The organism is Streptomyces sp. KL2, assembly GCF_046529545.1.
GTDB lineage: Bacteria > Actinomycetota > Actinomycetes > Streptomycetales > Streptomycetaceae > Streptomyces > Streptomyces radiopugnans.
Genome location: NZ_CP127170.1, coordinates 257,145 through 269,434, shown reverse-complemented (window position 1 = coordinate 269,434; position 12,290 = coordinate 257,145). Strand labels below are relative to the sequence as shown.

At 72.4% G+C, this 12,290-nt stretch carries 9 protein-coding genes; 6 read left to right on the top strand and 3 right to left on the bottom strand.

Annotated elements, in window-relative coordinates; all coding sequences use genetic code 11:
- Positions 1–357 precede the first annotated feature (357 nt).
- Positions 358–1,215 (top strand): helix-turn-helix domain-containing protein, encoded by an 858-nt coding sequence (locus QPK52_RS01260; RefSeq protein ID WP_410534981.1) that lies wholly within the window; start codon positions 358–360, stop codon positions 1,213–1,215.
- 280 nt (positions 1,216–1,495) lie between these two features.
- Here QPK52_RS01260 and QPK52_RS01255 read toward each other — a convergent pair whose 3' ends face one another.
- Complete coding sequence (locus tag QPK52_RS01255; RefSeq protein ID WP_410534979.1) at positions 1,496–2,527, bottom strand: DNA topoisomerase IB; 1,032 nt, start codon at positions 2,525–2,527, stop codon at positions 1,496–1,498.
- A gap of 197 nt (positions 2,528–2,724) precedes the next feature.
- Here QPK52_RS01255 and QPK52_RS01250 point away from each other — a divergent pair, with 197 nt between their 5' ends.
- Positions 2,725–3,804 (top strand): glutamate--cysteine ligase, encoded by a 1,080-nt coding sequence (locus QPK52_RS01250; protein ID WP_410534978.1) that lies wholly within the window; start codon positions 2,725–2,727, stop codon positions 3,802–3,804.
- Positions 3,805–3,831: 27 nt separating this feature from the next.
- Here QPK52_RS01250 and QPK52_RS01245 read toward each other — a convergent pair whose 3' ends face one another.
- Entirely contained in the window at positions 3,832–4,302 is a 471-nt protein-coding gene (locus QPK52_RS01245) for a hypothetical protein (RefSeq protein ID WP_410534977.1), read from the bottom strand.
- Positions 4,303–4,582: 280 nt separating this feature from the next.
- Between QPK52_RS01245 and QPK52_RS01240 the strand changes: the two genes are divergently transcribed.
- The 4 genes from QPK52_RS01240 (at position 4,583) to QPK52_RS01225 (ending at position 10,956) form a co-directional block, all read left to right on the top strand.
- Entirely contained in the window at positions 4,583–5,164 is a 582-nt protein-coding gene (locus QPK52_RS01240) for a hypothetical protein (protein WP_410534976.1), read from the top strand.
- A gap of 218 nt (positions 5,165–5,382) precedes the next feature.
- Positions 5,383–7,026, top strand: a complete 1,644-nt coding sequence (locus QPK52_RS01235) for a catalase (RefSeq protein WP_410534974.1) — start codon at positions 5,383–5,385, stop codon at positions 7,024–7,026.
- Positions 7,027–7,138: 112 nt separating this feature from the next.
- On the top strand, positions 7,139–7,411 hold the full coding sequence (locus QPK52_RS01230; RefSeq protein WP_410534973.1) for a DUF4235 domain-containing protein: 273 nt from the start codon (positions 7,139–7,141) through the stop codon (positions 7,409–7,411).
- A 323-nt stretch (positions 7,412–7,734) separates the two neighbouring features.
- Positions 7,735–10,956 (top strand): glycosyl hydrolase 115 family protein, encoded by a 3,222-nt coding sequence (locus QPK52_RS01225; protein WP_410534972.1) that lies wholly within the window; start codon positions 7,735–7,737, stop codon positions 10,954–10,956.
- Positions 10,957–11,029: 73 nt separating this feature from the next.
- Here QPK52_RS01225 and QPK52_RS01220 read toward each other — a convergent pair whose 3' ends face one another.
- On the bottom strand, positions 11,030–12,007 hold the full coding sequence (locus QPK52_RS01220; RefSeq protein ID WP_410534971.1) for a DUF2637 domain-containing protein: 978 nt from the start codon (positions 12,005–12,007) through the stop codon (positions 11,030–11,032).
- Positions 12,008–12,290: the final 283 nt, after the last annotated feature.

Below are 12,290 nucleotides of genomic sequence, written 5' to 3'. Positions count from 1 at the left end.
CAGTGGCTCGCCTTTCGTACGCCGGTGGGCGTCGGGGCCGGTGCGCCGCCGGGTCCGTGTGAGGGGCCGGTGCCCGGGAACGCCCGCTGACCGGTCACCGCGTCCAGTGCGTCACGGTGGGGAGGGACGGCGAGGGCACGGGGCCCGCGGGAGGGGCGGGAGGGCCCGTGTACCGGGACGGTTCGACGCCGGTGTGACCGCGTCGTGAACTGGATCACCCGGCTACTATGCTCATCGGTGTCCGCAAAAGGCAAGAAGAGTTCTGCAAATTGCAAGATTTAAATGACAGCCTGGCTGTGTCGCCGAGGTCATGGCACACTGCTCTGCCGGTGAGGCGCGAGCGGAGAGGGAGAGACCATGGGCGAGTCCCGGTCGGCACCGACCGTGGGGCAGATCGTCCTGGGGCTGCGCCTGCGTGACCTGCGGGAACGCGCCGGGAAGTCGTTCGAGGAAGCCGCCCGGGTCCTGAGCGTCACCACATCCACGGTCCGCCGCATGGAGAAGGCCGAGGTGGGCCTGCGCCCGCTCTACGTCAAGGCGCTGCTGGAGAGCTATGGCATCGGGGCGGAAGAGGTCGACGCCTTCCTCGCGCTGGTGGAGAAGGCCAACAGGCCGGGCTGGTGGCACCGCTTCCGCAGCGTCCTGCCGGACTGGTTCAGCCTCTACGTCAGCCTGGAGAGCGAAGCCGACCTCATCCGCTCCTACGAGCCCCACTGCGTCCCCGGCCTGCTCCAGACCGAGGACTACGCCCGTGCCCTGCTGCGGACCGGCTTCCCCCGGGCGGACGAGGAGGAGCTCGACCGGCGGGTCGCGCTGCGCATGGGGCGGCAGCGGCTCCTGGCCAAGCCCGACGCTCCGCGCCTGTGGGCGGTGCTGGACGAGCAGGTGCTGCGCAGGCCGGTCGGCGGCGCCGGTGTCATGAGGGCTCAGATCGACCGCCTGGTCGAGATCTGCGCCAGGCCCGAGATCAGTCTGCAGATCATGCCCTTCAGCGCGGGGCCCCACCCGGGGATGTTCGGTCCCTTCCAGCTCTTCCGGTTCAGCTATCCGGAGCTTCCGGACATCGTCTACACCGAGAGCCTGACCGGTGCCGTCTACATCGACGAGCGCCCCGAGGTCACCACCTACCTGGAAGCCCTCGACCGCATGGTCACCCAGGCCCTGCCCGTCCAGGACACCGAGCGGAAGCTCCTCGAACTGCGCGACGCCTTCTGAGGCCCGCCCCTCCCGCCTCCGGTGTGGCCGGCGTCGCACAGCGGCCGCCCTCTTGCGTGCGACCGTCGTGCGGGCGGTGTGCGGACATGCGGGAACGGCTCTTCCGACGAGCACGACGGCTTCGTCCATCCGGAGGTCGGGTGTCGCGACGTTCATCAGAACCCGAGGGTCCGGAGAGGGCCCCCTGCGACCGCGGCAGGCCGGCGGAGGAGCGGACCGGGAAGGGGGAGTGCCTGACGGCCTCGCGCACCCGAGGCGTTCCGCGCCGGGCCGTCCGGCCTCAGCCCCGGGGAGGGCGGCCGGTGCGCAGCATCCGCAGCACGGCCTCCTCGATCGCCCCCTGGGTCGCGGGAACCCCGAAGGCGGCCCGGTCCCCGAGCCGGTGCAGGACCGGGGCGATGGTGACCCCCTCCTCGTACAGTTCGATCACCCGCGGGTTGACGTACGAGGCGCGGCACACCGCCGGGGTGTTGCCCAGGTACTCGGAGACCTCCTTGACGGCGCGGGCGACCGCACGGCGGCGGGCGGCCTCGCTCCGGTCGGCGAACCGCGAGACGGCCAGGGCGACGGACGCCAGCACGGTGGCGTGCCAGGTGCGGAAGTCCTTGGCGGTGATGTCCACACCGCCCAGGTCCTTCAGATATGCGTTGAGGTCCTCGCCCGTCACCTCGCGCCACACCGGCCGCTCCCAGTAGGCCAGCAGCCTCTCGCCGCCCCCGCGGCGGCGTTTGAGGGCGCGCACCGCCCGGAACGTCGCGGGGTCCGCCACGGCGCGCACCACCTCCCGGCCGTGCTTGCCGGTGTAGGTGAAGGTCACCTCGCCGCCCGCGCAGTCGGCGTGCTCGCGCAGCAGGGTGGTCAGGCCGTAGGAGCTGTTCAGTTCCGCGTAGCGCTCGCCTCCGACGCGGAAGAACCCCAGGTCCAGCAGGCGGACCGCGGCGCCCAGCACCCGCTGCCGGGTCAGCCCACGCTCGTCCAGGTGCGCCCCGATCGTCTCGCGGATGCGGGGCAGCGCCTCGGCGGCCTCCAGCACGTGCTCGTGCTTGGTCTTCTCCTGCTCCGCCCGGAACCGCGGGTGGTACAGGTACTGGCGGCGCCCGGCGGCGTCGGTGCCGACGGCCTGTAGGTGGCCGTTGGGCCTGGGGCAGATCCACACGTCCTTCCAGGCCGGCGGGATGACCAGGGACCTGATCCGCTCCAGTTCCGCCGGGTCGCGCAGCGGCCGGCCCTCGGCGTCGAGGTAGCGGAAGCCGCGGCCGTGGCGCCTGCGGGTGTAGCCGGGATCGCCGGGCCGGGTGTGGCGCAGACGCAAGCTCTCCTCCCTGGCCTCTGTCCTGTGACCGGCGTACGGCCGCGCGGGCGGTGCGCCGGTGGGATGGTGCTTGTTCCCCCTTCCGGCCCTTTCATGACCCGTTCGCCCGGCCCGGCCGTGTGGCCGAACCGTGGCGCGTACTTGCGCCCGGCCGGGGAATTCGCTGGATCGGACGACCGCCTGAGGAGGCTGTGGCGATGAGAAGCGTCGGTGTCGAGGAAGAACTGCTCCTGGTGAGCGCGGACAGTGGTGAGCCGCAGGCCGTCTCGGGAGCGGTGCTGGCCTCCGTGGGCGAGGACGAGGAACTGGAGAAGGAGCTCCAGGAGGAGCAGCTGGAGACCGGGACCCGCCCGCGCACGCAGATGGTGGACCTGGCCGTGGAGGTGCGCCGGTGGCGCGGCGCGGCGTCGCAGCGGGCGCGCGCGGTCGGGGCGGAGGTCGCGGCACTGGCCACCTCGCCGCTGGCGGCCGACCCCTCGCTCAGCCCCGGCGAACGCTACCGGCGGATGGTCCAGGAGTACGGGCTGACCGCCCAGGAGCAGCTCACCTGCGGGCTCCACGTCCATGTGGGCGTGGAGTCCGACGAGGAGGGGGTCGCCGTCCTGGACCGGATCCGTCCGTGGCTGGCCCCGCTGCTGGCGATGAGCGCCAACTCCCCCTTCTGGCAGGGCGAGGACAGCGGATACGCCAGTTACCGCAACCGGGTGTGGGGCCGGTGGCCGTCGGCGGGGCCGGTGGAGGTCTTCGGCTCGGCCGGGAACTACCGCGAGCGGGTGCGCTCGATGATCCGGACGGGGGCGCTGCTGGACGAGGGGATGATCTACTTCGACGCCCGGCTGGCGCGGAACTACCCCACGGTCGAGGTGCGGGTCGCCGACGTGTGCCTCGACGCCCGCGACACGGTGCTGCTCGCGGCGCTGGTCCGCGCGCTGGTGGAGACCGCGGCCCGCCAGTGGCGCGCGGACGAACCGCCCGCGCCGGTGGACGTCGGCCTGCTGCGCCTGGCGGCGTGGCGGGCGGGCCGCTCCGGGCTCTCCGGGGAGCTGGTGCACCCGGTGACCTTCGAGCCCGCGCCCGCGGAGAGCGTCGTGGGCGCCCTGCTCGACCACACCGCCCCGGCCCTGTCGGACGCCGGCGACCTGGCCCTGGCCAAGGAGGGGATCGAGGACCTCTTCCGGCGCGGCAACGGCGCCGCCGCCCAGCGTGCCGTCTTCGAGGAGACGGGCGGCGATCTGAGCGCCGTCGTGGCCGAAGCGGTGCGCAGGACCGTGGCCTGAACCGCGCCCCGCCCGCACGGGCGGGGCTCAGCGGTTGGCCGTGTCCTTGACCATCGCCGCGGCCAGCACCTTCTGCTTGAGCCGGGCCACGCAGTCCTCGCACGCGGAGAACACGGTCGTCCTCCCGCGGTAGCCGACCTCCGCGAGAGGGTTCAGCGGCACGCCGCCCCGCCCGCACCACAGCCAGCAGACGGAGCCCCGCCCGGTGGGGGAGGGGCTCCGCACCTGCTCCTCGAGCCGGCTGATGCAGTCCTCGCAGGCGTACAGCGGGGCGTGGGTGCCCCAGGAGACCACCGGCCCGAGCCAGGTCACCGCCGTGCCGCTGCGCAGGCACCACAGCCAGCAGTCGCCGACGACCCAGGCGCACCCGCCGTCCTCCGCCTGTTCCGGCGCACCTGCGGGCGGACTCGCGGGCGGCCCGGGGGACGCGGGCGGCCCGGGGGACGGGACGCCGGACGAGGCGCCGTACTCCCGGCCGGTGTCCGTCTCGGTGGACACGGGGCGCCTCCTCTCCGCACGGGGGAGCGGTCGTCCGCTCTGCGGTCCCCCGTCATGCGTACCCCGGATCGGGCGGCGGGGACAGCGGAACTCCGGCCAGCCTCGCGGGCGCGCCCCCTGGGCTTCCGGCGGCGGCCGGAGTGCGGGAACCGGGCCCGCCCACCTGCGCGTCCACTGGTCGCAGCCGTCGACCGGACGGCCTCGGACAGGGGGGTACACCACTGTGTTTCGGACATCTCGGGGAAGACTGTGCCGGGCAGCCGTCGCCGCGGCGGTCGCCGTGGCGGCGCTGACCGCCTGCCAGCCGGAGGACCTGCCGGCGGACGACGCCTCGTCGCCCGCGATACCGGACGCGCCGGCGGCCGCCTCCCCGAGCGCGTCGCGGCCGGCCGTGCCGGGCGGCGAGCGGTCCCTCGTGGACGCGGCGGAGGCGGGGGGCCTGCGCAAGCACACCGGAGACGGCGCCGTCACGGACGTACCGGTCGACCCGGGCGAGATGCGGGAGGGCATGCGGCTGGTCGTCAGCCACTTCGCCGACCCGGAAGGCGGCGACCCGATCCTCTTCGAGGGCGTCGACAACGTCCCCGAGGACACCGGCAAACGCCGCGAACACCTCTTCCGCGGCATGCTGGAGTACATCGAGTGGGACCCGGAGCTGGGGCAGCCCCAGGCGCAGCCGGTGGCCGACCCCGGACCGCTGGGCGGCTCGGTGGAGTGCCTGACGGCCTCCCTGGCCGAGAACGGCCAGGTGATCTGCGGCTGGGCGGACGAGAGCACCGCCGCGGTGGCGCTGTTCCCCGACAGCACCTCCGAAGAGGCCGGGAAGCTGTTCGTCGCCATGCGCGGCGATCTGGAGCGCTGACCCCGGACGCCGGCACACGGCACGGAGGCCAGCCCGCGCGCCGGTCCGCCGCCCCCCACGGGACGCGGCGGACCGGCGCGTCCGGTCCGCGCGCTCCTCGCGGCGCACCGATGGCCGATGTGAAGGTACGAATGGGGCGGATCGGGGTACAGGCACACGCGCACGGCGGATTCCGGACGCCTCCGCCGCGTGAACCCCCGTTCGAAGGAGACCAGTACGTGACCGAGACAGCCAGGCAGCGCGACGACCGTCCGGTGCTCACGAACCGGCAGGGCCACCCGATCCACGACAACCAGAACCAGCGCACGGTCGGCGCCCGGGGTCCCGCCACGCTGGAGAACTACCACTTCCTGGAGAAGATCAGCCACTTCGACCGCGAGCGCATCCCCGAGCGGGTGGTGCACGCGCGCGGCGTGACGGCCTTCGGCTACTTCGAGGCGTACGGCTCCTGGGGGGACGAGCCCATCGCGCAGTACACCCGCGCCAAGCTGTTCCAGGAGCGGGGCAAGCGCACCGACGTGGCCGTCCGCTTCTCCACGGTCATCGGCGGGCGCGACTCCTCCGAGGCGGCCCGCGACCCGCGAGGCTTCGCGGTGAAGTTCTACACCGAGGAGGGCAACTGGGACCTCGTCGGCAACAACCTCGGCGTCTTCTTCATCCGGGACGCCATCAAGTTCCCCGACGTCATCCACGCGCTCAAGCCCGACCCGGTGACCTTCGAGCAGAGGCCCGAGCGGATCTTCGACTTCATGTCGCAGACGCCCGAGTCCATGCACATGCTGGTCAACCTCTTCAGCCCGCGCGGCATCCCCGCCGACTACCGGCACATGCAGGGCTTCGGGGTCAACACCTACAAGTGGGAGAACTCCGACGGCCGCACCATGCTGGTCAAGTACCACTGGATGCCCAAGCAGGGCGTGCGCTCCATGACCGAGGAGGACGCCGCGAACGTCCAGGCCGACAGCCTCGGCCACGCCACCAAGGACCTGTACGAGTCCATCGAGCGGGGCGAGTACCCCGAGTGGGAACTCCTGGTGCAGATGATGGAGGACCACGAGCACCCGGAGCTGGACTTCGACCCGCTGGACGACACCAAGACCTGGCCGGAGCAGGAGTTCCCGCCCAAGCCGGTGGGCCGCATGGTCCTCAACCGGATGCCGGACGACTTCTTCACCCAGAACGAGCAGATCGCCTTCGGCACCGGAGTGCTGGTCGACGGCCTGGACTTCTCCGACGACAAGATGCTGGTCGGCCGCACCTTCTCCTACAGCGACACCCAGCGATACCGGGTGGGCCCCAACTACCTCCAGCTGCCGGTGAACCGGGCCAAGGCCCCGGTCCACACCAACCAGAACGGCGGCCCCATGGCCTACGAGGTCGACCCCCGGGGCGAGAACCGGCACGTCAACTACGAGCCGTCCACCCTGGGCGGGCTCCGGGAGGCGGAGGGGCCGGGCTACGGCGAGCAGGGGCCGGAACTCCGCGGCAGGCTGACCCGCAGCCGCATCCCGCGGACCAACGACTACCTGCAGGCCGGCCAGCGCTACCTGCTGATGGAGGACTGGGAGCGCGACGACCTGGTCGCCAACTTCACCAACCAGCTGAAGCAGTGCCCCAGGCACATCCAGGAGCGGATGGTGTGGCACTTCCTGCTCGTGGAGAACGACCTCGGAGTGCGGGTGGGCGAGGGGCTCGGCATCTCCCCGCAGGACGTGGCGAACCTGGAGCCGCTGCCGAACCAGCAGCTCACCGACGAGGACCGCGAGCGCCTGGCGAACCTCGGCAAGAACCCGCCGCGGGACGTCGAGGGCCTGACGATGACCCACTGCGTTCCGGACGAGCGGCACGTGGTGACCCGCTGACCGGCGGGACGCCGTGTGGCGGGGCGCGCGCGGGGAATCCGTGGGAAGACCCGGGCGCCCCGTGGCGGAGCACCCGGAACAGTCCCGCGGACCCGGTAGGAGAGAACCGGTCATGAAGAAGAGGAAGAAGAAGCTGCTCTACAGGCCGGTGGGCATCGCGCTCGGCGCCGTGAGCGGCGCCGTCGCGAGCGCGGCCTTCAGGCAGGCGTGGAAGATCGTCAGCGACCGGGACGACGCCCCCGACCCCGGCGACGAGGACCGCAGGCTGGGCGAGATCCTGCTGGCCGCCGCGATCCAGGGCGTGATCTTCTCGGTGGTCAGGGCCGCGGTGGACCGCGGCGGTGCCGTCGCCGTCCGCAAGATGACGGGCACCTGGCCGGGCTGACCCGGCGGCCGCCCGGCGGGCGGCGCACCACGGCGGGGCCGTACGGATCGACCGTACGGCCCCGCCGCCGTGTGCGGGGCCGTGCGGACAAGCGGTGGCGAGCCCGCCCGTAGGACGTGCCGCAGTGCCGGAGCCACCGTCGCACCGGCGAAAATTTCCGGAACCACAGACGGCCTCCTCCTGTGGTTCCGCCCTTGAACCGCCTTTACTCACATGGAACTTCCGCGGTGCAGAGCCTTGACCCGGGCATGCCTCGATGATTTCCTTTCCGGAACCATTCCGGAAAGATCAGCGTGCGATTCCTCTCCAGTCCTCTCCCGTCCATGACCTGCGGAGATCGAGCAATGAGAAGGCCCAACACCGGTCCACAGGCTTCCGAGAACGCCAGCCGGCGGACGTTCCTCGGGTTGATACCGCTGACCGCGGCCGCCGCCGCCGTACCCGCCGCCGTCGCAGCCCCGGCCGCCGCCGCGGACCGGGGCAGGGGCGGCGGGCACACCCAAGGCTCCGGCACCTACATCTCCTTCTCCCGCCGCGGCGGGAGCTTCCCCCTCGTCGCGGACGGCCGCGCCGCGCCGATCGTGGTCAGCGGCGGCGACCACCCGGGCGTACTGCGGGCGGCGGAGGACCTGCGCAAGGACATCGGGCGCGTCACCGGCGTCGAGCCGGCCCTCAAGCGGGGTGACGTCCCGCCGCGGCGCGCCGAGGCCGTGATCGTCGGCACCATCGGGAAGAGCCCGCTGATCGACCGGCTCGTCGCGGCGGGGAAGCTGGACGTCTCGGGCATCGCGGGGAAGTGGGAGACCACCGTCGAGCAGGTGGTGGAGGAACCGGTACCGGGAGTGCGCCGCGCCTTCGTCATCGCCGGCAGCGACCAGCGCGGCACCATCTTCGGTATCTACGAGACCACCCGCCAGATGGGCGTGTCCCCCTGGCACTTCTGGGACGACGTACCGCCGCGCCGCCACGACGAGCTGCACGTGCTGCCCGGCCGCCACACCCAGGGCACTCCGGCCGTGAAGTACCGCGGCTTCTTCATCAACGACGAGAACCCGGCCCTGGGCACCTGGGCGCCGGAGTACTTCGGCCCCGGCCGCGCCCCCGGCTTCCCGAACGGCTTCAACAAGGAGTTCCACGCCAAGGTCTTCGAGACCATGCTCCGGCTCAAGGCCAACTACCTGTGGCCGGCCGTGTGGGGCCGGGCCTTCGCCGAGGACGACCCGGCCAACCACGCCACGGCCAAGGAGTACGGCATCGTGATGGGCACCTCCCACGAGGCCCCCATGATGCGCGGCATCGAGGAGTGGAACCGCCACGCCACCCCCGCCAGGCGCGACGCCGAGGGCAACATCACCGAGCCCGGCAGCGACCCCTACGGCGGCACCGGAGAGTGGAGCTTCCGCCGCAACCGGCAGGCGATCGAGGCGTACTGGGCCGACGGCATCCGCCGCATGGTCGAGGAGGACTTCGAGGGCGTGGTCACCCTCGGCATGCGCGGCAACGGCGACGTCAGCCTGCCCGACGGCGACGGCATCGACCTGATGCAGTCCATCCTCGACAGCCAGCGCGAGATCCTGGCCGAGGTCACCGGGAAGGAGGACGTCACCGGCATCCCGCAGGTGCAGACCCTCTACAAGGAGGTCCAGCGCTACTGGGACAAGGGCCTGCGCCCGCCGGAGGACGTCACCGTCGTCTTCTGCGACGACAACTGGGGCAACATGCGCAAGCTCCCGGACCAGTCGCTCCCCGAGCGCGCCGGCGGCTACGGCATGTACTACCACTTCGACTACGTCGGGGTCGGCCGCAACTACAAGTGGGTCGACACCGTCAACCTCGTCAGCACCTGGGAGCAGCTCCACCTGACCTACACCTACGGCGTGGACCGCCTGTGGGTGGTCAACGTGGGCGATCTGAAGGCCGAGGAACTGCCCACGCAGTTCTTCCTCGACTACGCCTGGGCTCCGGAGCGCTGGCCCCTGGAGCGCCTCCACGAGTGGGGGCGCGGCTACGTCGCGCAGAGCTTCGGCCCCGAGCACGCCGACGAGATCGCCGAGATCCTGCACACCTACGGCGTCCTGCAGGCCCGCCGCAAGCCCGAGCTGCTCAACCGCCGCATCACCCTCGACCCCGCCAAGGACCTGTCGAAGGACGAGGAGGCGGTGGTCTACGACGACCAGGCCAGCCCCTACCACCTCAACCACTACGGCGAGACGGCACGGGTCACCGAGGAGTGGCGCAGGCTCGCCAGGCGTGCGGAGAAGGCCGGCCGCCGGCTCCCGAAGGAGGACCAGGACGCCTACTACCAGCTCGTGCTCTACCAGGTGAAGGCCACCGCCAACCTCTACGAGCTGCGCGAGGCGCAGTTCACCAACATCCTCTACGCCGAGCAGGGCCGCGCCGCCGCCAACCGCTACGCCGACCTCACCGACGAGCGCTTCGCCGACGACCAGGCGATGTCGGACTACTACAACAACATCCTGGCCGGCGGGAAGTGGAAGGGCTTCCAGACCCAGCCGAAGATCGGCTACGGTGACGTGGAGCGCTACGGGCCCGACGCGCCCTGGCAGCAGCCCCAGACGCCCGACCACGTCGCCCTGCCCGACGAGGTCTTCCCGGCGGTCAGGCGCATCGAACTGCCCGACCGCGCCGAGATGGGCGTGGGCATCGACGGATCCGACCTGTGGTGGCCCGAGGCGGACGGGGAGGCGGTGCTGCCGGCCTTCAGCCCGTACCAGAACTACCCCGAGCAGTACATCGAGGTCTTCAACCGCGGCAGCAGGCCCTTCGACTACCGCATCACCGCGGCCGACCCCTGGGTGAGGGTCGACCGCGCACGCGGACGGGTCGAGGAGCAGGTGCGCGCCACCGTACGGGTCGACTGGAAGAGGGCCCCCAAGGGCGTCACCAGGGTGCCCATCACCGTCCACGGCCCCGGCGGCGCCACCGTGGAGGTCCAGGCCGTCGTCGAGAACCACCGGATGCCGCGGCGGGGGCCGCGGGGCTTCGTCGAGGCGGACGGGCACGTCTGCATGGAGGCCGCGCACTACTCCCGGGCCGTCGACACCGCGGGCGTCCACTGGAGGCGTCTGCCCGACATCGGGCGGGCCGAGGACGGGATGGAGCCCTACCCCGTCACCGCGCCCAGCCGGGAACCCGGCGGCCACGGGCCGCGCCTGGAGTACGAGATGACGCTCACCACGGCCGGCGAGGTCGATGTATGGGTCCACCTGGCGCCGCGCAACAACGTCCTGCCGACGAAGGGCCTGCGGTACGCCGTCTCGATCGACGACGCCGAGCCGCGGACGGTCGACGTCACCGCCGCCACCGGCGCCGACGACACCTACATGAACAAGCGGTGGGCGAGGAACACCTCCGACAACGTCAACCGCACCGTCACCCGGCACACGGTCGGCCGGCCGGGCGTCCACGTCCTGAAGCTGTGGATGGTCGACCCCACGGTCATCGTGCACCGGATCGTCGTGGACACCGGCGGCCTGCGGCCGAGCTACCTGGGACCGCCGGAGAGCCGGCGGGCCGGCCGCTGACGGGCGGCACCGCGCCGTGACGAGCCGGCCGGGCGCCCCTGGGGACGCCCGGCCGGCTCCGTTCCCACCCGCCTCAGCGGCCCGGCCCGGGGCGCCCGTCCGGGGAAGGACGCCTCGGGCCGTCCCCGCGGTAGCCGGTCCGCATTCGGGGGAGCGGACCACGCTGCGGCAGCGGTGCGGGCCGGCGGGGCAGGGCGTGCCGGGGCTGGGTGAGGGTGATCTGCCCCACCAGCTGGTGGAAGCAGGCCAGGGCGGTGATCGGGGGGAGGCCCGCGGCCGCCACCCCGGTCAGGGTCTTGGGGGCGTGGGCCACGCACAGGACCACCGCCACCGCCGAGAAGAGGACCACCACCGCCCAGGAGTGCCGGACCCGGCGCCGCAGCACGGTGGCGCGCAGGATCGACAGGGAGCCGGCGAGCCAGGGCCCGTAGACCAGCAGGGGCCACCACCGCGCCAGGTCGGCGGGCACGGCGGGCCCGGCCAGCAGGCGCAGGGGGTCGTAGGAGACCAGTCCGCCCAGCACGCTGACCATGGCCACGATGCCGGCGGTCAGTGCCGCCACGGCGTAGCTGAACACGTGCAGCAGCGACAGTTCCGGCCGCTGGGGTGTCCGGCGCCTGCGGCGGTGGCGGCGTTCGGCGGCCGAACGCCCCGCCCGGCGGGCGGGAGCGGCGCCGTCAGCGGGGCGCACCGCCTCTTCGGCGTCCCCGGCGCCGAAGCGGCGCAGCACCCGGGTGGCCTCGTCCACGGCCGGCTCCGGCCCGGTGTGCGCCCCCCGGGGCTGTTCGGCGGACTGGGCCCGGGCATGGGCCGGATCGTGCTCCCGGCCGTGGGGCCGGGGCGGGGCGTGGCCGGAGTCCTGGAGCAGCTTGGCGAGTTCGGCCTCGAAGTCCCAGGACGGATCGAGGACGTCCACGTCGGGCGGGGCGGGGGCTCTCTGCTCCGGTACGAACCACTGGTCGAACTCCGGATGGACACCGGTGCGGTACCAGTCGGGGTCCGGACCCGCGGGCGTGCCGTACGGATCGAAGTGCGGGCCCTGGTCACTCACGGCAGCCCGATCCGGGGAGACGGGCCGCGGATGTGGAAAGCAGGTCTGGTGGAGTCACGTCCACAACAACGAAGGCCGGACCCGACCGGATGACCGGCATTCGGGTGAAGTCTCAATTCATACGATCGCGGTGAATGACCTTCGTCTCATGTCAGATCATCCGTTTCCCGACCAAAGCCCTTATCCAGGAGGGGAAGGGGCGAAGGGGATGCCGGGCGGGGCGCCGGCCGGGCGGATTGAAGGGGGAGGCTCGGTGCGGTCCCGGTCGGGGTCGCCGCATGCC

Excerpts from the sequence above, each read along its gene's own strand:
- QPK52_RS01250 (WP_410534978.1), top strand. The coding sequence starts at position 2,725 with ATGAGAAGCGTCGGTGTCGAGGAAGAACTGCTCCTGGTGAGCGCGGAC.
- QPK52_RS01225 (WP_410534972.1), top strand. The coding sequence starts at position 7,735 with ATGACCTGCGGAGATCGAGCAATGAGAAGGCCCAACACCGGTCCACAG.
- QPK52_RS01230 (WP_410534973.1), top strand. The coding sequence starts at position 7,139 with ATGAAGAAGAGGAAGAAGAAGCTGCTCTACAGGCCGGTGGGCATCGCG.
- QPK52_RS01260 (WP_410534981.1), top strand. The coding sequence starts at position 358 with ATGGGCGAGTCCCGGTCGGCACCGACCGTGGGGCAGATCGTCCTGGGG.